Raw genomic sequence first — 23,450 nt, 5'->3', positions numbered from 1 at the left:
CAACCGGAATGTCGCTATGCGTGCTCGCGGCTGTCAGAAATGGAAATGTGTTGCTCAACACATGCCGTATTAGTAAACCCTATGAGCGTCCGGGAACGCTTTCAGCTCAATCCTCAACATAGGGGCTATGCCAGCCACCTAATGTAAGGACGCCCGAATGCTATCAGTGCACGGTAATTCCCCCTCCACTTACACACCGAGCACCCTCACGGCAGCGCACGATATCGCCACGCCGTCCCCCTATATTCCGCCGTCCGATCTCACCCAAGGCGGGGTTAACCGTAGAACACATACACTGCATGTCGACGGCAACATCAAGATAAGCCGGGTAATTGATTGGGATGCGTCAGATCCAAAATCGCCAACGATTGCGCAAAACAGGCTTCTCGTGGAAACCGGTGATGAGGCAGACCATGTTCACGTGGGCAATGGACCTGACGGGAAGACGCACATCTCGATCAACGGCAAATACTATAACTTCGACACCGTCGATCATCCGGACTTCGAACAGACCCTTTGGATCAAAACCCACGGCGGCAACGACACGGTCATAGTCGAGGACCAAGTCAAACTGTCTTTGGATGTGGAAGGCGGCGATGGCAAGGATTTCATCCAGGCGGGCGGCGGCAGAACCAGGCTTTATGGCGGACGCGGCGCAGATACCCTGCAGCTGGGAAGCGGCCTGGGTTACGCCGAAGGCAATGCCGGCAACGATACGATCACCGGCGGGACAGGCAACGCCGTGATGTACGGCAATGATGGTAGAGATGAACTCGACGCCGGTGCCGGCCCCGCAACCAAACAGAGTTACCTGGACGGCGGCAACGGCAAAGATGTGCTCAAGGCGGGCAGCGGGCACAGTGTGTTACATGGCGGCAACGGTAATGATCGCTTAGTGGGTTTGGATCGCACCACCTTCTATACCGGTAAAGGCGATGACCGCATCAAGAACAATCAGCGCCACGACCTCATTTATGCCGCAGCCAATGACAAGTTCAACCGTAAGGTGGGTTCGACGTTCGTCGAGGTGAAACCCAGCAGCGCCGGTGAGCAAGCTTTCACGGTGCAAGGTGACCGGGATTTTCGACAACGCGTCACCGATGACTTGGAGTTTCTGCGCAGCTCGCCTCTGGGCCAGCAGGCCCTCGCCACCCTGGATGACTTGGCCCAATTGAATGCAGGCAAGATAACCATCAAGCCGGTCTCTGCCGGCAATCACGGGTACTTATTCGGTAGCACCACACTGGATAACTTGCCACCAGGGGATGAAGAAGAGGAAGAGGAAGACAACCCGCTGCATGGGACCATCAATAATGGCGCGCCCGGTGCCCGCGCCGATCGTGCATCGATCTTCTACGACCGCCACTCGGTACTCGAAACGGCTGACCGCACCAATACAATCGTCCCCGTAACTACCCTCTTTCATGAAATTGCACATGCCTACAATGGCGCCACCGGCACATTCCTGCCTGGCGCGACCAACGAGCAACTGGAATCCGGCGAATCGGAACCAGTACCTAATGAGGAGTATCAAGCCATCGGCCTACCCAGCGATGCGCAACCCTTTGACCTGGATAACAACCCCTTGACGCCCCCCAGTACGATTAATCCGAAACCGTTCACGGAGAACGGTCTCAATGAGGAAATGGGCAAACCGTTAAGAAAAACCAAACATATTGATTTCAGCGATCAAGGCATCGGCCAGTAGCTAGCTGAAGACGGTTTGCTTACCATCGTCTGTGAGAAACGGAACTGTGTTGCTGGTTAAATCCACATAACGAGTCCATAACCACAGACATTGGAACTATGACTCCGACCTCGCTCGCTTACGCCCCGCAGTCTGGCAACCGCATGAACACGCACCAGTCAGTGGTGATGCTGAATTCAAGCAACGAGTAGATGACGACTTCGAATTCCTGCGCAGCAACCGTTTGATTTCGACAACGACCCCTCTACCCCGCCCACCACCATCAATCCCGAACACTTCACGGAAAACGGAATGCACCGTGAAATGGGCCGGCCTTTACGCAAGAGCTACCTGGTCTGACCCTCTACGGTAGATCGTCACCGGGCATAGGCCAGGTGGCGCTTGAGGGCATCAAGGCGCGAACGACATATCCTGTCGCAAGCTCTGCGCGGTTGCCAGGAACGCTCTTGCATCGATCGCCCACGTAAAAGGAGCCCTGACATGCTGTCAGGTTTATACCCTGGTCATCGAGAAGGACATCACCATGCTCTCTCCCTACGCTCACGCCCCAGCAACCGCGCGTCACCTTGTGCCAAGCGTCGAGCCGGTCAAGCCCAAAGCTTCACCCTATGATCCACCCGCCGACCTGGCACCAGGCGCGCGCGAGGTCAGGACACACGTTCTGCTCCAAAAAGGCAATGTGACCTTTAGCCGGGAAATCACCTGGAGCACGGCGTACCCCGATAAACCGAAGATTGTTGCCAATCGACTGCTGGTGGAAACGGGCAACGACGCCGACACCCTCCGCGTGCGCAGCTGGCCAGGGGACAAATTGCAGTTCATCGTTAATGGCCAGTCGTATGTGGTTGATATCCCGCCACAACAAAGCTTGAACAACAGCCTGTTCATCAAAACAAATGGCGGTGATGACAGGGTTATCATCGATGATGACGTCAAGCATTACGTGCTCATTGAGGGTGGCGATGGCAACGACACGCTCCAGGCCGGCGGAGGCGTTACCGGCCTGCGCGGGCAACGCGGTAACGACACCCTGCGGCTCGGCAGTAATTTTGGCTATGCAGAAGGTAACGAAGGAGATGACAGGCTCTACGGTGGCACCGGCAATAGCGTCCTGACCGGCGACGAGGGTGACGATGTTCTCGAGGCCGGGTTCAGCGATGCGCACAAATGGAGCAAGCTGGAGGGTGGCGATGGCAACGACACACTCATGGCCGGTAGCGGAGACAATTATCTGCATGGCGGCAACGGTGATGACCGCTTGTGGGGCTATGACCGCACGCACTTTTTTACCGGCGAGGGTAACGACCGCATCCTGCATAACTCGAGCCAGGACAGCATTGTCGCCGGGGCCAATGATCAGTTCGACCGCACCCAAGGTTCAACGTTTACTGAGGTGAAGCCGGGCAACGCTGGCCAATAGATTTGTTCGGCTGACCGCGCCTACCTTCGGTGACCTTGCGCAGCAAACGCCAGCAGGGTCGCCACTCACCCAACAACTTCGCACCATCGTACCTAAAGCTCCTCCTCCCCAAGCCGATAGCCCTACGAAGCTCTAACAAAGCCGCGTCGATAATAACGCTTCGTAAGGACGACCCCCATGCCTCCACTGCGCTCTATCCAAACCCGCTACACCCTGTTTCTGGTGCTGTTCGTCCTGCTGATATTGGTGTTGACCGTCGTCGGGATCGGCCAGTTGGTGGCCCCCACGCTGCGCCATACCGAAGAACAGGTGGTGCTCAACCGCGTCGCCGAAGTGGCTGAGCGCATCCAGGGCGAACTGAACAAGGTTCAAGCCCAACAACGCAGCATCACCCAAACCATTCCCCTGCTCGACAGCGATGCCATCGACAAGGTGCTGCCCGGCCTGGTGGACCAGTATGGCGAGCTGAAAGTCTTCGGCGGCGGTATCTGGCCACTGCCCAACCAGCGCGCGCCTGGGCGCAACAAGTTCAGTACCTTCTGGCACCGCGATGCTTCGGGCAAGTTGGCGGTCAACACGTTCTGGAACAGCGACGCTGCGCCCAACTACTACGACCAGAGCTGGTACAAAGGCGGCCTCGCCTCGCCACGCGGCCAGTGCGCCTGGGCCGCCGCCTACAAGGACGACGCCAGCCAGGAGCCACGCACCAACTGTGCCATGGCCATTCAGCGCGATGGCGCAGCCTATGGCGTGGCCACCATTGACGTAACCCTGGGGTTCTTCAATGAGCTGGTGGCCAGCAAGGAAAAAGACATCGGCGGCCAGATGCTGATCGTCGAAGGCGACGGCAAGATCATCAGCAACAGTTCGCGCATCAGCGGCCCGGTGGTGTTGAAGAACATCAGCGAACTGGTCGGTACCTCGGCGTTTGCCGCCCAGGTGAGTAAAGCCCTGGCCCACCGCGACCAAGGGCTTGTACGCGCCGAGTTCGACAACCAGGGCGTGGCCAGCACCTTCTACCTGCGCCCGATCGAGGGCACGCCGTGGTTCCTCGCCACCGCCCTGCCCACCTCGTTGATCACCGCCCAACGCGATGACGTGCTCGGCAGCCTGGCCCTGATACAAATCCCCATGGTGTTGCTGCTGGTGCTGCTGGCCGCGTATGCGATCCGCCAACTGGTGCAGCGCATGCGATCACTGAAGACCAATATCGATGCCTTGTCCGCCGGCGATGCCGACCTGACGCGGCGCATCACCATTCGCGCCGAAGACGAACTGGGCGCCATCGGCCATTCGGTCAACCACTTTATCGTCTACTTGCAGAACATGATTGGTGAAGTGACCCAAGCCACGGGCGCAATGTCGTCGAGCCTGGCGCAACTGCAGCAGACATCGGCCCACACCAACCAGATCCTGGTGCGCCACGCCTCGGAGACCGACCAGACCGTCACCGCCATCACGCAAATGAGCTCGACTGCCGACACCGTCGCGCAAAACGCGGCGGAAACCGCCTCGTTCACCCAGCGCGCCAACGAGCACGCCGACCGCTCCCGCGTGGTGGTGGGCGAAGCGTCCACCAGTGTCAGCGCCTTGATCGGCGAAGTCGCCAGCGCCACCCACACCGTGGAGGCCATGCGCCAGGACGCTGCACGCATCACCGAGACCCTCGGGGTAATCGGCGCGATTGCCGGCCAGACCAACCTGCTGGCCCTCAACGCGGCGATTGAAGCGGCGCGGGCCGGCGAGCAAGGCCGTGGTTTTGCGGTGGTGGCCGATGAGGTTCGGGCATTGGCGGCGCGCACCCAGGCCAGCACCTCGCAGATCAACGAGATGCTCGCACGCCTGACTACCGGCGTGAGTTCGTCGGTGGCGGCCATGGAAAACACCCAGGCCAGTTGCCAGTCGGCGGCCGACGCCACGGCACGGGTGAACACCGGGCTGGACGAGATGGCCGGCTCCGTCAGCCATATCAATAACCTCAGCACCCAGATCGCCACGGCGGCCGAGCAGCAAAGCGCGGTGACCGAGGAGATCAACCGCAGCATGGTGCAGATCCGACAGATGGTCGATGAGTTGGTAGAAAGTGGCCACGCCACGCAAACCAACACCCAGAGCCTGTTGGATGCCAATGGCCGGGTCATTGCATTGATGGGGCGCTTCAAGGTGCGTTGATAAAAGACTGAGACACTCCCGTGCAATGCGCGGGAGTGGGACTATTCTGACAGTCTCAGGACAAACTCTCGCCACACAGGAGGTGTGTCATGCACGCTGCTGAGCATTCGGTCCGCTTGGAGCGGATCAGTCAGGAACGCTTCATCCAGGCGCCGATCGAGGTCATCTACGACTACGTGACCCAGCCGGATCGCTGGCACGAGTGGCACCCCACCTCCCTGAGTGCCGACACCGGCACCACCGGCTCACTGCCGGCCGGCACGCGCTTTACCGAAATCATCGACCTGCTGGGCGTGCGCGTTCCCCTGAGTTATCGCGTGCAGATCGCCCGCTGCCCCAGTGAATTCAAGACCGTGTTCACCTCCCTGGCGGTAGACGGTTCAATTCACTACTTCCTGCAACCCCACCGTGACGGCACGCTGTTCAAACGGGTGCTCACCTACGAGACCGAGTTGCAACTGGCCACTTTGCACACGCGCATGGTCGAGCTGTCGGCCATTGCCCTGGACCGGCTCAAGCACCGCCTGGAAAATGTGGCCTTCGTATAATTCAGATACATTACTGACGCCCTGTCACCCCGTGGGAGCTGGCTTGCCTGCGATGACGTCGTCATGATCGCCGCAAAACCCCGACGCCGTCCTCTTGCCCACGAGACCCGCATGAAAAACCCGTTACGACTGGCCTTACTCTGCGCCCTGTTCACCACCACACTGGCCCAGGCCGCCGACCTGATCCCAATCGACGTACACCGCGACGCCAACTGCGGTTGCTGCAAAAAATGGATCAGCCATCTGGAATCCAACGGCTTCAAGGTCAATGACCATGTCGAAGCCGACATGAGCGCCGTCAAGCAGCGCCTGGGTGTAGCGCCGCGCCTGGGCGCGTGCCATACCGCCGTGATCGACGGCAAGTTCGTCGAAGGCCACGTGCCCGCCGAACAGGTGCTGGCGTTGCGCACACGCGATGATCTGCTGGGTATTGCCGCCCCCGGCATGCCCATGGGTTCGCCCGGCATGGAAATGGGTGACCGGCGCGAGGCCTACCAAGTCATCGGCCTGACGCGCGAGGGTCAGGATGTGGTGGTGGCCGACTACCCGGCCCGTTGATTCATGCTCGCCGGTTACCTGGGGCTGTTTTTCGCCGCTTTTGGCGCGGCAACCTTGTTACCGCTGCAATCGGAAGCGGTGCTGGTGGGCTTATTGCTCAGCGGCCACTACAGCCTGTGGCTGCTGCTGGGTATTGCGACGGTGGGCAATGTCCTGGGGTCGGTGGTCAATTGGTGGCTGGGCCGCTGGGTTGAACACTTCAAGGATCGCCGCTGGTTTCCGGTCAGCGCAAAGCAGCTCGACAAGGCCAGCCGCCATTACGAGCGCTGGGGGCACTGGACGTTATTGCTCAGTTGGGTGCCGATCATTGGTGACCCACTGACCTTGGTCGCCGGGGTCATGCGCGAACCGCTGTGGCGGTTTTTGCTGCTGGTCACGCTGGCCAAAAGCCTGCGCTATGGCGTACTGGCGGCGCTGACCTTGCAGTGGGTGTTAATCCCCACTTAATCCCCTCGCAACAGCATCCGGGCATTCCCATCGGAGCCCTTCCATGTCCTTAATTCGCGCCTTTTGCATCGCCGGGCTGCTGACGGCAAGTGCCGCTCCCGCCCTCGCCGCTCCCGCCCTCGCCGCTACTGCCCTTGCCACCGCCTATGGCCCCGAGCTGCAAGGCTTTCAATACCCTTACCCGGTCGAACATTTCAGTTTCCAGTCCCAAGGCAAAACCCTGCAAATGGGTTATATGGACGTGCCTGCCAAGGGCCGTGCCAATGGCCGCAGCGTGGTGTTGATGCACGGCAAGAACTTCTGCGGTGCGACCTGGGAGGATTCGATCAAGGCCCTGAGCGCAGCGGGTTACCGCGTGATCGCGCCGGACCAGATCGGATTTTGCACCTCCAGCAAACCGGACCACTACCAGTACAGCTTCCAGCAACTGGCGATCAACACCCATCAATTGCTGGAAAAACTCGGCATTCAGAAGGCCACCCTCGTCGGCCATTCCACCGGCGGCATGCTCGCCACCCGTTATGCACTACTTTATCCGCAACAAACCGAGCAGTTGGCGTTGGTCAATCCCATCGGCCTGGAAGACTGGAAAGCCTTGGGCGTGCCCTATCGCAGCGTCGACCAGTGGTACGAGCGCGAGCTGAAACTCAGCGCCGATGGCATTCGCCAGTATGAACTCAACACTTATTACGTCGGGCGCTGGAAGCCGGAATACGAGCGTTGGGTCGACATGCTTGCCGGGCTGAATAAAGGCCCCGGCCACACCCAGGTCGCATGGAACTCGGCGCTGATTTACGACATGATCTTCACCCAGCCGGTGTACTACGAGTTCAAGGACTTGCAGATGCCCACGCTGCTGCTGATCGGCACCTCCGATACCACCGCCATCGGCAGCGATATCGCGCCGCCGGCGGTCAAGGCCAGGCTTGGTCACTACGCCGTGCTGGGCAAACAGGCGGCCAAGCTGATCCCCCATGCGACCCTGGTGGAATTCCCGGGCCTGGGCCACGCACCGCAGATGGAAGAACCGGCGCAGTTCCATCAGGCACTGTTGCAGGGGTTGAACGCCCTTTAACCCAAACTTTTTCGAGGCACTCGTGAATGTCGGTACAGATCGCAGTCATTGATGATTGGCAGAATGTAGCCAGTGGTGTGGTGGATTGGTCAGCGCTGGCGTCGGTGGGCGAGGTGCACTTTCTGCACGATTACCCCGCTGATACCGCCACGATGGTTGAACGTTTGCAGGGGTTCGACGTGATTTGCCTGATGCGCGAGCGCTCGACCTTCGATCAGGTCCTGCTGCAAGGCCTGCCCAGGCTGAAACTGCTGGTGACCGGCGGCATGCGTAACGCAGCCATCGACATTGCCGCCGCTAAAGCCCTGGGCATCCAGGTGTGCGGCACCGACAGCTACAAGCAGGCGGCACCGGAATTGACCTGGGCGCTGATCATGGCGTCGACCCGCAACCTGCTGGCCGAAGCCAACTCACTGCGCGCCGGCGGCTGGCAGGTCGGCTTGGGCGGCGATCTGTATGGCAAAACCCTGGGGGTACTCGGGCTGGGCAGCATCGGCCAGAAAGTCGCCCAGTTTGGCCAGGCATTCGGCATGCGCGTAATTGCCTGGAGCGAGAACCTCACGCCGGAGCGTGCCGCCGAGGCGGGGGTGAGCTGGGTCAGCAAGCGTGAGTTATTTGAACAGGCGGATATTCTGAGCGTGCACCTGGTGCTCAGCGAGCGCAGTCGCGGCCTGGTGGATGCCCAGGCGCTGAGCTGGATGAAGGCCAGTGCGCGTCTGGTCAATACATCACGTGGGCCGATTGTGGATGAGCAAGCGCTGATCGAGGCGTTATCCGCCGGGCGACTGGCGGGGGCCGCGCTGGACGTATATAGCGAAGAGCCACTACCGGTTGATCACCCCTTCCGGCGTCTGCCGAATGTGTTGGCCACGCCGCATGTCGGGTATGTGAGTGAACAGAATTATCGGCAGTTTTATCAGCAGATGATCGAAGACATTCAAGCCTGGGCCAGCGGGACGCCGATTCGCAGCCTATAGGCGGTTTGCCAAACAGGCTTCTCCTGGCATGCACGCTTGTTGTTGCAAGCAGGCCTGTTGTGGCGAGCAGGCTTGTTGTGGCGAGCAGGCTTGCCCTGCGTTGGGTTGCGCAGCAGCCCTATTAATGAACACACCCGATCTATCTGACGCACCGAATGGGCCATTTGGGAGCGCTGCGCGCTCCAACGCAGGGCAAGCCTGCTCGCCACAGCTCGCCACAGCTCGGCACAACTCGGCACAACACGCCTGCATGCCAAATAAAACCTCCTTGCCACAGTGAGCCTGTTCACTACACCCAGGCAATTCGCCACCATCACCCCGCCGTTCTCGCACAATCACCACAGTTTCGAACGGTGCATATCGTTACAAGTTTTTTGTCCTACAAAAAACGCCTATAAACCATACAGGCTCTGGGATCTGTCCTAGACTCATGACCGATGGGTCCGTTCCAAAACAAAAACCCCGCAAAAAATCGAAACTTTACAACTCTGCCGCAGGTCAAGTTTTTAAGGGAGGCGAGCGAAGGCACTTGTGCCGAATGCCCGTCCATCCACTCTTTTTTCGCAATGAGTGCAACTGGCATACGCCTTGCCAGTTTGTACTGTGCTTGTGCGCCTGGCCGCAGGATGTGGCCAATCGGAGCCGATGGCAGCGGGCCATCAGCCGACCCAATATGTAGGAGAGAACGATGATCAGTGCTGCAGTCGATACTCAGGGAGAGCGTTTTAGTCAGCCGGCAGGGGGACCGACTTCGTTGGCCGACCTGCCCAACACTGTGCGGCCGATCGTGAGTCAGAACCCTAATCGTAAGAAAGTCCTGTTTGTAACGTCCGAATTCGCCGACCTGGTGAAAACCGGCGGCCTGGGCGACGTCTCCGCCGCCCTGCCTCGTGCCATGGCGCACCTGCATGATGTGCGCGTGCTGATCCCCGGCTACCCGCAGGTGATGGAAAGCGACAACCCGATCCATATTATCGGCGAACTGGGCGGCCACGCGGCGCTGCCGCCGTGCAAGATCGGGCGCATGGACCTCAAGGATGGCCTGGTCATCTATGTGCTGATCTGCCCCGAGCTCTACGAGCGTGAAGGCACGCCCTACGGCGCCAACAACGGCCGCGACTGGCCGGACAACCATATTCGCTTCGCCCGCCTGGGCCTGGCCGCCGCCGACATGGCCGCCAACCTCGCACAAATCCACTGGTGCCCGGACCTGGTGCACGCCCATGACTGGCCCGCAGGCCTGGCGCCGGCTTATATGCACTGGCGTGGGTCGCGCACCCCTACGCTGTTCACCATCCATAACCTCGCCTACCAGGGTGTGGTCAGCCTGGCCTCGACCCCTGAGTTGGGCATTCCACCCCACGCCCTGCAACAGGAAGGCATGGAGTTCTACGGCAAGATGTCGTTCCTCAAGGCCGGCATGGCGTATTCCAGCCATATCACCACTGTGAGTGCGACCTACGCCCAGGAAATCACTACGCCGGAATTCGGCTGTGGCCTCGATGGCTTCCTTGCCAGCAAGACCCAGCAAGGCCTGCTCAGTGGGATTCCCAACGGCATCGATGAAAGCTGGGAAACCTCCACCGACACGCACCTGACCCATAACTTCAATATCGGCGACTGGGACGGCAAGGCGGTGAACGCCGCCCATGTGCGCGAACTGTTTGGCCTGCACGACTCCACTGGCCCGCTGTTCGCGGTGGTATCGCGGCTGGTGTACCAGAAAGGCCTGGACCTGACCGAAGCGGTCAGTCGTTACATCGTTGAAAACGGCGGCCAGATCGCGATTATCGGCCGCGGCGAGCCGGAAGAAGAACACGCCATGCGCGAACTGGCCCTGCGCTTTCCTGGCCAGGTGGGTGTGCGCATCGGCTTCAATGAAACCGATGCGCGACGCATGTTCGCCGGCAGCGATTTCCTGCTCATGCCCTCGCGTTACGAGCCCTGTGGTCTGAGCCAGATGTACGCCCAGCGTTTCGGCTCGCTGCCGGTGGCGCGCAATACTGGCGGCCTGGCGGACACCATCGAAAATGGCGTCACCGGCTTTCTGTTCAATGAGTCCACCGTCGAGAGCTATGAAGAAGCGCTGAGCCGCGCGTTCAGGGTATTTGCCAATAAAGGCCTGCTCAACGCCATGCGCAGCCGCGCCATGACCCAGCCGTTTAACTGGAGCCAGGCGGTGGAACCCTACGCTGAACTGTATGAACAGCTGGTGGCCAAGGCCCTGGGGAAACCCACGAAGTAATTTTTAGTTGTTGTTTAAAAAAAGGGAGGTCTTCATAGATGCCGTCACGGACTCTGGAAACCTGGCCCCACGGCGCAATCATGCTGGACGCGCAACACACGCGTTTTGCCTTGTGGGCGCCAGACGCGTTTTATGTCAGCGTTGAATTGCAAGACGGCAAGTCCATCGCCATGCTGCCCCAGGCAGATGGCTGGTTCGAGGTAGAAACCAAGTGCCCGGCGGGCACTTGTTACCGCTACAACATCGACGGCGAACACGACGTGCCCGACCCCGCTTCCCGGGCTCAGGCTACCGACGTACACGGTTGGAGCATCGTCGTCGATCCCCTCGCCTACCAATGGCGACACAGCCAGTGGCAAGGTCGCCCTTGGCATGAAGCCGTTATCTACGAACTGCATGTCGGCGCAATGGGCGGTTATGCAGCCGTAGAAAAACAGCTACCCCGCCTGGCCGAGCTTGGGGTGACCGCCATTGAACTGATGCCATTGGCGCAATTTCCCGGCGAGCGCAATTGGGGCTACGACGGCGTACTGCCCTACGCCCCGCAAGCCTCCTATGGCTCCCCCGAACAACTCAAGGCCCTGATCGACAGTGCCCACGAACACGGTTTGGCGGTGATCCTGGATGTGGTCTACAACCACTTCGGCCCCGACGGCAATTACCTGGGCCAGTACGCCCAAGGCTTCTTTGAAGAGGACGTGCACACGCCCTGGGGCGCCGGGATTGATTTCGATCGCCGCGAGGTGCGCGACTTTTTCCTCGACAACGCGCTGATGTGGTTGCTCGAGTACCGCTTCGACGGCCTGCGCCTGGACGCGGTGCACGCCATCGACAACCCCGGTTTCCTCAAGGAACTCGCGCAACGGGTACGCCAGCAGGTCGACCCCGGCCGGCACGTGTGGCTGGTACTGGAAAACGAACTCAACCAGGCCAGCCTGCTCAAGCACGACTTTGATGCGCAGTGGAACGACGACTTCCACAACGTACTGCACGTGCTGCTCACGGGCGAAACGGATGCGTATTACAGCGACTTCGCACAAGACCCCACCGAGAAACTTGCGCGCTGCCTGGGCGAAGGTTTTGTCTACCAAGGCCACACCACCCGCCACGGCCACACACGCGGCGAGCCCAGCGGCGACCTGCCACCCAGCGCCTTCGTGGCGTTCTTGCAGAACCACGACCAGGTCGGCAACCGTGCCTTGGGCGAGCGCCTGCACCAACTGTGCTCGCCCCAGGCGCTGAAAGCAGCCACCACCTTATTGCTGATGTCGCCGATGATTCCGCTGATGTTCATGGGCGATGAAGTCAACGCCGAGCAGCCGTTCCTGTTTTTCACCGATCACCACGGTGAGCTGGCCGAAGCCGTGCGCGAAGGTCGGCGTAACGAATTCGCCGACTTCGCAGCGTTCAAGGACCCTGAGCGGCGCGAACATATTCCCGACCCCAACGCACTGCCGACCTTTCTACAGTCGGCGCCCCGCTTTACCGAAAACGAACACGCGCAGCTATACCGCCAGCTGCTGAGCCTGCGCCATCGGCATATCGTGCCGCACTTGCCGGGCAGCGTGGCCCTCGGCGCGCAGGTACTGGCCGACGGCGCCGTCAGCGCGCGCTGGCGCCTGGGCAACGGCAGCGTGTTGCAGATCGACCTGAACCTGGGCGCCACGCCGCTGGATCATCCGGCGCCGCCACACCTGCTATTCGAGACGTCTGCTCATGGAGGCGCGCAACTGGCGCCATTGAGTGCACGCGTCGCCATATCCCCTGCTGGAGATCACCCTTGAGCGAAGCGAACCTGGAAATACTCGCCAGCCGCGCGGGCCTGGCCGTCGATTGGATCGACGCCAACGGCCGCCCGCAACATGTCAAACCCGCCGCCTTGCGTGCCGTCCTCAAAGGCCTGGGCCACCCGGCCGATACCGACGCCGAGATCGATGCCAGCCTGCTCGAAATGGAACGGGTGCAACAAGACAAGCACCTGCCGCCGCTGATGACGGTGGACACCGGTGCGGGTCTGGACCTCGCGCGTTACTTTGCCCCGGACACACCCTGCCGCGTCAGCCTGGAACAGGGTGAAACCCTCGAATTGCGCCTGGATGGCAATGCCGAACTGCCCGGCGTGATCGCACTGGGTTATCACCAGGTGCATATCGACGACCAAACTTTCACCCTGGCCGTGGCCCCCACCCATTGCTACAGCGTTGGTGAAGCGGTGGACAGCCAATCGGCCCGCGCCTGGGGCCTGAGTGCGCAACTGTATGCACTGCGCCGCCTGGGTGACGGCGGCTTCGGAGACACGTTGGCGTTGGAGCACTTGGCCCGCAGCGCCGCCGAGCGCGGCGCCGATGCCTTGGCCATCAGCCCGATGCACGCCATGTTCAGTGCCGACACCGAGCGCTACAGCCCCTATTCACCCTCCAGCCGTTTGTTCCTCAACAGCCTGTATGCCTCGCCCGCCTGCATCCTTGGCGAGCGTGAAGTGCGCAACGCCATCGAGGCACTGGACCTCACCGATGAGCTGCACGAGCTGGAGCAGCTCAGCCTGATCGACTGGCCCACCGCCGCCCGCGCCAAGCAGCGCCTGTTGCGCGCCTTGTATGAAGATTTCCGCCACGGCCAGCACCCGCAACACGCCGACTTCCTGAGCTTTCGCCAGGCCGGCGGCGAAGCCCTGGAAAACCACTGTCGCTTCGAAGCCGTGCAGGCCCTGCGCGCCGCCGCCGGTGAAGAACTCGACTGGCGCCACTGGCCCGAAGCCTGGCGCTCGCCACAGAGCCCGGCGCTGGTGCAATTTGCCGCCGAACATGCGGATGAAATCGGCTATTTCGCCTTCTGCCAATGGCTGATCGCCCGCTGCCTGGAGCGCGCGCAACAAGCTGCGCGTGGCAGTGGCATGGGCATCGGTCTGATCGCGGACCTGGCCGTGGGTGCCGACGGCGGCGGCAGCCAGGCCTGGAGCCGGCAGGACGAGTTGCTGGCCAACCTTACCGTCGGCGCGCCGCCCGACATTCTCAACCGCGCGGGGCAAGGTTGGGGCATTTCAGCGTTTTCCCCCGAAGGCCTCAAGCGCAACGGTTTTCGCGCGTTTATCGAGATGCTGCGGGCCAACTTCGCCCACGCCGGCGGCCTGCGCATCGACCATGTGATGGGCCTGCAACGCCTGTGGGTCATCCCCATGGACGCTACGCCGCGCGATGGCGCCTACCTGTATTACCCGGTGGATGACCTGCTGCGCCTGCTGGCGCTGGAATCCCACCGCCACCAGGCCATCGTGCTCGGTGAAGACCTGGGTACAGTACCCGATGGCCTGCGCGAAAAACTCAGCGGCCGCTCGATCCTGGGCATGCGCGTGTTGCTCTTTGAGCAAAACCACGAAGGCCACTTCACGCCGATCCTCGACTGGCCGGACAACGCCCTGGCCACCACCAGCACCCACGACTTGCCGACTCTCAACGGCTGGTGGCACAGCCGCGATATCGAATGGAATATCCAGCTGGGCCTGATCGATGCGCCCACCGTGGAGCAGTGGAGCGAACACCGCCTGCGCGAACGCCAGGCGCTGCGCCAGGCCCTGAGCCAGGACCCGCAGAACTTCGTCGATGAAATCCGCAACGACACCGACCATATGATCGACGCCAGCGTGCGCTACCTGGGCCACACCCGCGCGCCGTTGGTGCTGTTGCCGCTGGAAGACGCGCTGGGCATTGAGGAACAACCCAACCTGCCCGGCACCACCGACACCCACCCCAATTGGCGCCGCCGCCTGCCGGGTGAGGCCGCCAGCCTGCTCGACAACAACGGCGCCGCGCGTCGCCTGGAGTTGCTGGCCGTGGCGCGCAACCAAGCCCATGAGCGTGACCGATGAATGCATTACCCCTGCGCGCGACCCAGCGCCTGCAATTTCATAAAGGTTTTACCCTGGATGATGCCGTGCCCCTGGTGCCCTACTTTGCCCAGCTCGGCATCAGCCACTTGTACGCCTCGCCGCTGCTGGCCGCCCGCGCCGGCTCCATGCACGGCTACGACGTGGTTGACCCAACCCGCGTCAACCCCGAGCTTGGCGGCGAACCGGCCTTGCACAGGCTGGTTGCGGCGCTGCGCGAGCACGGGATGGGGCTGATCCTCGATATCGTCTCCAACCATATGGCCGTCGGCGGCGCGGACAACCCGTGGTGGCTGGACCTGTTGGAATGGGGCCGCCTGAGCCCCTACAGTGAGTTTTTCGATATCCAGTGGCACTCGCCGGACCCGCTGCTCAAGGGCCAGTTGCTGATGCCGTTTCTGGGCAGCGACTACGGTGAAGCGCTGCAAAGCGGCAACCTGGCGCTCCAGTTCGATGCCGAACACGGCGGGTTTTACGTCGAGCATTACGAGCACCGCTTCCCCATTTGCCCGCGTGACTACGCCATGATCCTGGGCAGCGATGAGCCGTTGAAGCCCCTGGCCGACCGTTTCAGCGCCCTCGCCCACCAGAATGACGCCTACACTGAAGCCGGCTGGCTCAAACACGTGCTGGCCGAACGGGCCACGGAAGCCTCGGTGCTGCACGCCATCGAAAGCCGGCTGGCCGAATTCGATGGGCGCCAGCCGGACGGCTTCACTCACTTGCACGCCTTGCTGGAACAACAGGTGTATCGGCTGGCCAGCTGGCGTACCGCAGCGGACGATATCAACTGGCGGCGCTTCTTCGACGTCAACGAACTGGGCGGCCTGCGCGTTGAGCGCAGCGCCGTGTTCGAAGCCACCCACGGCAAGATTTTCGAGCTGATCGGCCAAGGTCTGGTGGACGGCTTGCGCATCGACCATATCGACGGGCTGGCCGACCCACGCGGGTATTGCCGCAAGTTGCGTCGGCGCGTGGACTCTCTTTCGCCCGACCGGCATTTGCCGATCTTCGTGGAAAAAATCCTCGGTGAAGGCGAAACCCTGCGCGAAGACTGGCAGGTGGATGGCACCACCGGCTATGAATTCATGAACCAGCTGTCGCTGTTGCAACACAACCCGGCAGGCTTCGGGCCGTTGGCTGAGCTGTGGACGCGCCACAGCGAACGGCCTGCTGCCTTTATCGAAGAGGCCTGGCTGGCCCGCCAGCAGATCCTCAACGGCTCCCTGGCCGGTGACTTCGAGAGCGTGGCCCAGGCGCTGCTGCAAGTGGCCCGCGATGACGTGATGACCCGCGACCTGACCCTGGGCGCGATCCGCCGTGCCTTGCAGGAACTGATCGTGCACTTTCCGGTGTACCGCACCTACATCAGCGCCCGTGGGCGCAGTGCGCACGATGATGTGTTTTTCCTGCAAGCCTTGGCCGGTGCCCGCAGCACCTTGGGCGAAGGCGACTGGCCGGTGCTCGACCACCTGGAAAAATGGCTGGGCGGCCAGCCGTGGCGCAATCGCCCGGTGGGCCGTGAGCGCAAGATGCTCAAGCATGCCTGCGTGCGCTTCCAGCAGCTGACGTCGCCGGCGGCCGCCAAAGCGGTGGAGGACACCGCTTTCTACCGCTCGGCAGTGCTGCTGTCGCGTAACGATGTGGGCTTCAGCACCGAACAGTTCAGCGCGCCGCTGGCGGACTTTCATGCGGCCAATCAGCAGCGCCTGCAGACCTTCCCCGACAACCTGCTGGCCACCGCCACCCACGACCACAAGCGCGGTGAAGACACGCGGGCACGCCTGGCGGTACTGAGTGAATGTGCGCCGTGGTATGTCGAACAGGTCGAGCACTGGCGCCGCCTCGCCGCACCGTTGCGCGATGATGCACACAGCCCGTCGGCGGGCGACGAACTGATCCTTTACCAAGTGCTGCTCGGCAGTTGGCCGCTGGATACCCACCCGGACATGCAGCCTTACCAGCAACGCCTGTGGCAATGGCAGCAAAAAGCCCTGCGCGAAGCCAAGTTGCAAAGCAGTTGGAGCGCGCCCAACGAAGCCTATGAACAGGCGGTCGAAGCCTTCCTGTCACGCTTGTTGCTCAGCGATGCCGGCGCCACGCTACGCAACGCCATCGGCAGCGCCGCCCAGGCTATCGCCACGGCGGGTGCACTCAACGGCCTGGCGCAATCCTTGCTTCGTATCACCGTGCCGGGTGTACCGGACCTGTACCAGGGCGATGAGTTCTGGGACTTCAGCCTGGTGGACCCGGACAACCGCCGCCCGGTGGATTTCAACGCACGGCAACACGCGCTGCAGACCCCACCGAACGTCGGCGAGCTGTTGTCCCACTGGCGCGACGGGCGTATCAAACAGGCGCTGATTGCCCAGGTGCTGGCCGTGCGCAAGGCCAATGCCGAACTCTTCCAACGCGGCAGCTACACCCCGCTGGAAGTGCTGGGCAAACACGCCGATCACGTCGTCGCATTTTGCCGCGCGTATCAGGGCAAACACCTGCTGGTGGTGGTGCCACGCTGGCCTCATCGCTTGCTGGAAAACGGTGAACAACCCCATATCAATGCGCAGGTTTGGGGCGATACGCGGGTGAAATTACCGTTCGCCACCACAACACAAAACTGGAAGGGACTTTTTCATACAGGCGCAGTCACACCAAACAAGGAGCTGTTGATCAGCGCTGCCCTGGGGGATTTCCCGGTCAATGTCTTTATCAATTCCGATGATCAAGAAAGCTGAAAATTTTCTGTGAGGAGTATTGCGATGAGTACTGAAGACAAACGCGTACGCGAGTTGGCGCATCAGATCTGGGAGTCCGAAGGCAAGCCCCACGGTGAAGATGCACGCCACTGGGAGATGGCGCGCAAGTTGGCCGAAGCCGAAGCGCTGACCCCGAGCAAACCCAAGGCTGCGGCCAAGCCCAAGACCGCGCCCAAGCCCGCGCCTAAATCCAAGCCGCCGGCCCCGGCAGCCAGCAAGCCCGCACCGCCAGCGGCGAAGAAGCCTGCGGCGCCGAAAAAACCGAAACCTTAACAGCCCACGCGCCTCCTGCCGACACGCTCGGCAGGAGGCCCTTTTTACTTTTCAGTGCGTCAGCTGAGCAACCGTCGGCACGGTAGCGCTCGGCCCGAAAAAAGACCCTTGCAGGAGCAATTTAATGAGCAAACCCGATAACAACTCAGCCACGCCGGAAAACGAGCCGTCGCGGATTCGTGAAGGTTTGCCCTTCCCTCTAGGCGCCACCTGGGATGGCCTGGGCGTCAACTTTGCGCTGTTCTCAGCCAATGCCACCAAGGTCGAGCTGTGCCTGTTCGATGACACCGGCGAGGTCGAGCTTGAACGGATCGAACTGCCCGAATACACCGACGAAACCTTCCACGGTTACCTGCCCGACGCCCACCCAGGGCTGATTTACGGCTACCGCGTGTACGGTGCGTATGACCCGGCCAATGGCCACCGCTTCAACCACAACAAATTGCTGATCGACCCCTATGCCAAACAGCTGGTGGGTGAACTCAAATGGTCCGAGGCGCTGTTTGGCTACACCATCGGCCACCCGGACGACGACCTCAGTTTCGACGAACGCGACAGCGCGCCCTTCGTGCCCAAGTGCAAGGTCATCGACCCGGCGCACACCTGGGGCAACGACCAGCCGGTTCGGGTGCCATGGGACCGCACGATCATCTACGAAACCCACCTGCGTGGCATCAGCATGCGTCACCCCTCGGTGGGCGAGTCGGTGCGCGGCACCTGTGCCGGGCTGATGGAAGATGACGTGCTCAAGCATATTCGCCAGCTCGGCGTGTCATCCGTTGAACTGCTGCCGGTGCATGCCTTCGTCAACGACCAGCACCTGCTGCAAAAAGGCATGACCAACTATTGGGGCTACAACAGCATCGCCTTTTTTGCGCCCGACCCGCGCTACCTGGCCAGCGGCAAGATCGCCGAGTTCAAGGAGATGGTCGCGCACCTGCATGAACAGAAGCTCGAAGTGATCCTCGACGTGGTCTACAACCACACCGCCGAGGGCAACGAGCGTGGCCCTACCCTGTCGATGCGCGGCATCGACAACGCTTCGTACTATCGGCTGATGCCCGACGACAAACGCTTCTACATCAACGATTCCGGCACCGGCAATACCCTGGACTTGAGCCACCCCTGCGTGCTGCAAATGGTCACCGACTCCCTGCGTTACTGGGCCACCGAGATGCACGTGGACGGTTTCCGCTTTGACCTGGCGACCATTCTGGGGCGTTACCGCGACGGTTTCGACGAGCGCCACAGCTTCCTCGTGGCCTGCCGCCAGGACCCGGTGCTGCGCCAGCTGAAAATGATCGCCGAGCCCTGGGACTGCGGCCCCGGCGGCTATCAAGTGGGCAACTTCCCACCGGGTTGGGTGGAATGGAACGACCGCTTCCGCGACACCGTGCGCGCCTTCTGGAAAGGCGATGACGGCCAGTTGGCGGACTTTGCCGGGCGTATGACCGCCTCGGGCGAGATGTTCAACCACCGGGGGCGCAGGCCCTACAGCTCGGTGAACTTCATCACTGCCCATGATGGTTTCACCCTGCACGACCTGGTGTCGTACAACGACAAGCACAACGAGGCCAACGACGAGAACAACCAGGACGGCAGCAACAACAATCTGTCCTGGAACCACGGCGTCGAAGGCCCCACCGAAGACCCGGAAATCAACGCCCTGCGCCTGCGCCAGATGCGCAATTTCTTCGCCACGCTGCTACTGGCCCAAGGCACGCCGATGATCGTGGCCGGTGACGAGTTCGCGCGTACCCAGCACGGCAACAACAATGCCTATTGTCAGGACAGCGAGATCGGCTGGGTCAACTGGGACCTGGACGACGACGGCAAGGCACTGCTCAAGTTCGTCAAACGCCTGATCAAGTTGCGCCTGGCCTACCCGATCCTGCGCCGTGGGCGCTTCCTGGTGGGCGACTACAACGAAGATCTCGGCGTTAAAGACGTCACCTGGCTGGCGCCGGATGGCAACGAGATGAGCACCGAACAGTGGGAAGACAGCCATGGCCGCTGCCTGGGTATGCTGATGGACGGCCGCGCCCAGGAAACCGGGATTCGTCGCCCAGGCGGTGACGCGACCCTGTTGCTGGTGGTCAACGCCCACCACGACATGGTGAATTTCCGCCTGCCGCCGGTGCCCCAGGGTGAGTTCTGGACCTGTATGCTCGACACCAATGCCCCGGCAGTGCGCGGGCAGGAACGTTTTGATTTCGAGCACGAATACGCGGTGACGGGCCGTTCCCTGCTGCTGTTCGAACTGCAACGAGACGATGAGGTGTGACATGGCCCTGCATGGATTCCTTCAAGGCAATCGCAGCTACGCCGATACTCAGGCGCTGGGCGTTGCACTGAAGGCGCTTCAGGAAGAAGGCCTGGACCAACTGCCATTGCCCGGCAGCGGCCAGACGCTCGAGCGCTTCAGCCGGTTGGCACAGGTGGCAGGTCATGACCTGCGCCTGTGCAAGCTGTTCGAAGGCCACACTGATGCCCTGGCGATCATCGCCGAGCTCGACAGCCCCTTGCCGCCCTTGGGCAGCGTTTGGGGCATGTGGGCCGCCGAACCGCCGACGGCCAAGGTGCGTGTGCGCCGTGACGGCCAGCGCCTGATCGTCGATGGGCGCAAAGCCTGGTGCTCCGGCGCAGCGGTGGTCAGCCATGGCTTGCTGACGGCTTGGGACGAAGACGACCGCCAGCAGTTGGTCGCGGTAGAGATGGATCAGCCCGCTGTCACCGTCACCCACGAAGGCTGGAAAGCCGTGGGTATGGCGGCCACCGGCAGTGTCGAAATCCTCTTCGATGAGGCCCACGGCATTGCGGTCGGCGAACCGGGCGACTACCTGTCACGACCGGGCTTCTGGCACGGCGGCGTCGGTATCGCCGCCTGCTGGTATGGCGGCGCACAACGCCTGGCGGAAGTGCTGCGCGCACATTGCAGCCAACGTCCTGAACCCCATGCGCTGGCGCATTTGGGCGCGGTCGACAGCGTGCTCAACAGCGCCGCCTGTGTACTGCGTGACGCCGCTGAGCAGATTGACCGCGACCCTCGCGCCGATGCGCAGCAGTTGGCCCAACAGGCACGGGCGTGCATCGAGGATACCGTCGAACAGGTCATGCACCATGTCGGTCGCGCGGTGGGTGCCGGGCCTTATTGCAAAGATCCGCACTTCGCCCAGTTGATGGCGGACTTACCCGTGTATGTACGCCAAAGCCACGCCGAGCGCGACCTGGCGGCGTTGGGAAAGCTGGTGGCGGACGACCCCACAGGGAGGTGGCTGTTATGAAACCCAACCCCATCGTTGGCCAGGGCACGCCATTGCATCAGTGGCAAGGTTCCGCCCTGATGGCCCAGTTGCCGCAGATCAGCGTCGAGCAGTTGGTACCGCCGGGGCACCGCGCCGTCATCATAGCCCCGCACCCGGATGACGAAGTGCTGGGCTGCGGTGGCCTGTTGCAAGGCCTGGCCCTGCTGGGCCGGCCGATCCAGCTGATTTCCGTCACCGATGGCAGCGCCAGTCACCCAGGTTCCAGGCGCTGGCCGGTCAAGCGTTTGAGCGTGGTGCGCCCGCAGGAATCGGCCCAGGCCCTGCACCGTCTCGGCCTGCCATTGCACAGTTTGCAGTGGCTGCGCGCAGGTTTTGCCGACAGCCAGGTCGCGGCCCGTGAAGATGAGTTAAGCGCATTCATAGAGCGTTATCTCAAGCCCACCGATGTGGTGTTCACCACGTGGCGCGAAGACGGGCACTGCGACCATGAAGCCGTTGGCCGCGCCAGCGCCAAGGCGGCGCAGGCGATCGGTGCCACCCTGTACGAGCTGCCCGTGTGGACCTGGCATTGGGCAACGCCCGAAGACAGCCAGGTGCCGTGGCACCGTGCGCGCAAGATCGCACTCACACCTGAAGCGGTGGCGCGTAAACGTCACGCCATTCATGCCTTTGCCAGCCAGTTGGAAGGCGACCCGCAGGTGGGCCTGGCACCGGTGCTGGCACCCTATGTGGTGGAGCGTTTGCTGCAACCTTTTGAAGTGGTATTTGTATGAGTGTGGCCACGCCGTATTTCGATCAGTTGTTCGCCGGCAATGACGACCCATGGGCCTTTCGCCAGCGCTGGTACGAACAGCGCAAGCGCGCAATGACCCTGGCCGTGCTGACCCGCCCCCATTACACGTCGATCTTTGAACCCGGTTGCGCCAACGGTGAGCTGAGTGCCGAGTTGGCAGCGCGCTGCGACCGCCTGGTGTGCTGCGACACGGCCGCCGCGGCTGTGGCGCTGGCGCAAACCCGCTTGATGGCGTTTCCCCATGCCCAAGTCCGGCAAAGCCGCCTGCCCCAGGAATGGCCGCCCGGCCAGTTCGAACTGATTGTGTTGAGCGAGCTTTGCTACTACCTCGATGCCGACGATTTACAGCGCCTGATCGACTGCGCGCTCAACGCACTGACCGACAACGGCCAACTGCTCGCCTGCCACTGGCGCCCCCACATCGACGGCTGCCCGCAAACGGCTGAACAGGTGCACGAAATGCTCGCGCAACACTTGGGCATGGCCCACCTCGTCCACCATCACGACAGTGACTTTCTACTCGACCTGTGGAGCCGTGACGGCACCTCGGTCGCTACCCATGAGGGCTTGCGATGATCGGCATTCTGATCCCGGTGCATAACGAAGAAGCGCTGTTGGGCGACTGCCTCAAAGCCGCAATGATTGCTGCCAGCCATCCGGGCTTGCTCGGCGAACCTGTGCAGATCCTGGCCGTGCTCGACAGTTGCAGTGATGGCAGCGCGGCGATTGCCCAGGCGTATCCGGTGCAGTGTTTGCAGGTGCAGGCACGTAACGTCGGGCATGTGCGCGGAGTGGGTGCGCGGCACTTGTTGAACCAGGGTGCGCGCTGGATTTCGTGCACCGACGCCGACAGCCGTGTCGCCCCCGACTGGTTGGTGGCGCAACTGGCTTTGGGCGCCGATGCCGTGTGCGGCACAGTAACGGTGGATGCCTGGAGCGAAGGCTTCGATGCCGCCGCCCAGATCCGCTACACCCAAGCCTACGAGGCCCGCGACGGCCATCGACATATTCACGGTGCCAACCTGGGCGTGAGTGCCGCCGCCTATGTGCAATCCGGTGGTTTCGAGCCGCTGGCTTGCCACGAGGATGTGCAACTGGTGCGCAACCTGGAACGCTGCGGCGCCTCAATCGCCTGGAGCCACACACCCCAGGTGATTACCAGCGCGCGCCTGGACTGCCGTGCACAGGGCGGTTTTGGTGATTACCTGAAGAGCCTGATGCAGGCCACCTGAAAATTTCGGCCGTGCAAAATGTAAAAACGCCGAATCCTTGACTATGCTGAAATCGCCTTGCTGGCCATCCAGGGTTGGATGGCCGCAGTTCATCGCA

The 23,450-nt window shown here is 61.9% G+C and carries 19 protein-coding genes and 1 pseudogene; all 20 read left to right on the top strand.

All coding sequences use genetic code 11. The features are described 5' to 3' along the window. Positions 1 to 157: 157 nt before the first annotated feature. Positions 158 to 1,708 carry a M91 family zinc metallopeptidase gene (locus QF043_RS12210; protein WP_307418666.1) on the top strand — a complete coding sequence of 517 codons (1,551 nt, stop codon included), beginning with the start codon at positions 158 to 160 and terminating at the stop codon, positions 1,706 to 1,708. Between the two features lie 204 nt (positions 1,709 to 1,912). Continuing rightward, positions 1,913 to 2,047, top strand: coding sequence for a M91 family zinc metallopeptidase (locus tag QF043_RS30780; RefSeq protein WP_373460780.1), 135 nt, complete (start codon positions 1,913 to 1,915; stop codon positions 2,045 to 2,047). Positions 2,048 to 2,231: 184 nt separating this feature from the next. Then, complete coding sequence (locus QF043_RS12205) at positions 2,232 to 3,128, top strand: calcium-binding protein (protein WP_307418665.1); 897 nt, start codon at positions 2,232 to 2,234, stop codon at positions 3,126 to 3,128. Positions 3,129 to 3,305: 177 nt separating this feature from the next. Further along, positions 3,306 to 4,439, top strand: a pseudogene (locus QF043_RS30775) (cache domain-containing protein); the annotation flags it as partial. 15 nt (positions 4,440 to 4,454) lie between these two features. Next, a complete protein-coding gene (locus tag QF043_RS30770; RefSeq protein ID WP_370589404.1) occupies positions 4,455 to 5,300 on the top strand; it encodes a methyl-accepting chemotaxis protein in 846 nt (281 codons plus the stop codon). 89 nt (positions 5,301 to 5,389) lie between these two features. Then, entirely contained in the window at positions 5,390 to 5,848 is a 459-nt protein-coding gene (locus QF043_RS12195) for an SRPBCC family protein (RefSeq protein WP_307418664.1), read from the top strand. A 111-nt stretch (positions 5,849 to 5,959) separates the two neighbouring features. Further along, positions 5,960 to 6,406 carry a DUF411 domain-containing protein gene (locus tag QF043_RS12190; RefSeq protein ID WP_307418663.1) on the top strand — a complete coding sequence of 149 codons (447 nt, stop codon included), beginning with the start codon at positions 5,960 to 5,962 and terminating at the stop codon, positions 6,404 to 6,406. 3 nt (positions 6,407 to 6,409) lie between these two features. Continuing rightward, positions 6,410 to 6,853 carry a YqaA family protein gene (locus QF043_RS12185; RefSeq protein ID WP_058420418.1) on the top strand — a complete coding sequence of 148 codons (444 nt, stop codon included), beginning with the start codon at positions 6,410 to 6,412 and terminating at the stop codon, positions 6,851 to 6,853. 43 nt (positions 6,854 to 6,896) lie between these two features. Further along, positions 6,897 to 7,928: an alpha/beta fold hydrolase gene (locus tag QF043_RS12180; protein WP_307418662.1), complete on the top strand. Its 1,032-nt coding sequence runs from the start codon at positions 6,897 to 6,899 to the stop codon at positions 7,926 to 7,928. Positions 7,929 to 7,954: 26 nt separating this feature from the next. After that, complete coding sequence (locus QF043_RS12175) at positions 7,955 to 8,905, top strand: D-2-hydroxyacid dehydrogenase family protein (RefSeq protein ID WP_307418661.1); 951 nt, start codon at positions 7,955 to 7,957, stop codon at positions 8,903 to 8,905. A gap of 688 nt (positions 8,906 to 9,593) precedes the next feature. Next, the gene (gene glgA, locus QF043_RS12170) at positions 9,594 to 11,150 is read left to right on the top strand and encodes a glycogen synthase GlgA (protein WP_305453661.1); all 1,557 of its coding nucleotides are present in this window, start codon (positions 9,594 to 9,596) and stop codon (positions 11,148 to 11,150) included. A gap of 38 nt (positions 11,151 to 11,188) precedes the next feature. Continuing rightward, positions 11,189 to 12,934 carry a malto-oligosyltrehalose trehalohydrolase gene (gene treZ, locus QF043_RS12165; RefSeq protein ID WP_307418660.1) on the top strand — a complete coding sequence of 582 codons (1,746 nt, stop codon included), beginning with the start codon at positions 11,189 to 11,191 and terminating at the stop codon, positions 12,932 to 12,934. Continuing rightward, positions 12,931 to 15,015, top strand: coding sequence for a 4-alpha-glucanotransferase (gene malQ, locus QF043_RS12160; protein WP_307418659.1), 2,085 nt, complete (start codon positions 12,931 to 12,933; stop codon positions 15,013 to 15,015). The genes treZ and malQ overlap by 4 nt, the downstream gene beginning before the upstream one ends. After that, positions 15,012 to 17,768 (top strand): malto-oligosyltrehalose synthase, encoded by a 2,757-nt coding sequence (locus QF043_RS12155; protein WP_307418658.1) that lies wholly within the window; start codon positions 15,012 to 15,014, stop codon positions 17,766 to 17,768. The genes malQ and QF043_RS12155 overlap by 4 nt, the downstream gene beginning before the upstream one ends. Positions 17,769 to 17,792: 24 nt before the next feature. Then, the gene (locus tag QF043_RS12150) at positions 17,793 to 18,062 is read left to right on the top strand and encodes a DUF2934 domain-containing protein (protein WP_307418657.1); all 270 of its coding nucleotides are present in this window, start codon (positions 17,793 to 17,795) and stop codon (positions 18,060 to 18,062) included. A 124-nt stretch (positions 18,063 to 18,186) separates the two neighbouring features. Next, on the top strand, positions 18,187 to 20,346 hold the full coding sequence (gene glgX / locus QF043_RS12145; RefSeq protein WP_099489000.1) for a glycogen debranching protein GlgX: 2,160 nt from the start codon (positions 18,187 to 18,189) through the stop codon (positions 20,344 to 20,346). Between the two features lies 1 nt (position 20,347). Beyond that, positions 20,348 to 21,346 (top strand): acyl-CoA dehydrogenase family protein, encoded by a 999-nt coding sequence (locus QF043_RS12140; RefSeq protein ID WP_307418656.1) that lies wholly within the window; start codon positions 20,348 to 20,350, stop codon positions 21,344 to 21,346. After that, entirely contained in the window at positions 21,343 to 22,101 is a 759-nt protein-coding gene (locus QF043_RS12135) for a PIG-L deacetylase family protein (protein WP_307418654.1), read from the top strand. The genes QF043_RS12140 and QF043_RS12135 overlap by 4 nt, the downstream gene beginning before the upstream one ends. Next, positions 22,098 to 22,697: an SAM-dependent methyltransferase gene (locus QF043_RS12130; protein ID WP_307418653.1), complete on the top strand. Its 600-nt coding sequence runs from the start codon at positions 22,098 to 22,100 to the stop codon at positions 22,695 to 22,697. Before QF043_RS12135 ends, QF043_RS12130 begins: the two co-directional genes overlap by 4 nt. After that, positions 22,694 to 23,353, top strand: coding sequence for a glycosyltransferase family 2 protein (locus QF043_RS12125; protein WP_305453671.1), 660 nt, complete (start codon positions 22,694 to 22,696; stop codon positions 23,351 to 23,353). The genes QF043_RS12130 and QF043_RS12125 overlap by 4 nt, the downstream gene beginning before the upstream one ends. The last annotated feature ends 97 nt before the right edge of the window (positions 23,354 to 23,450 follow it).

The sequence above is a fragment of the Pseudomonas sp. W3I7 genome (assembly GCF_030816095.1).
GTDB classification, from domain to species: domain Bacteria; phylum Pseudomonadota; class Gammaproteobacteria; order Pseudomonadales; family Pseudomonadaceae; genus Aquipseudomonas; species Aquipseudomonas salomonii.
This window is presented reverse-complemented; position numbering and strand designations above follow the sequence as displayed.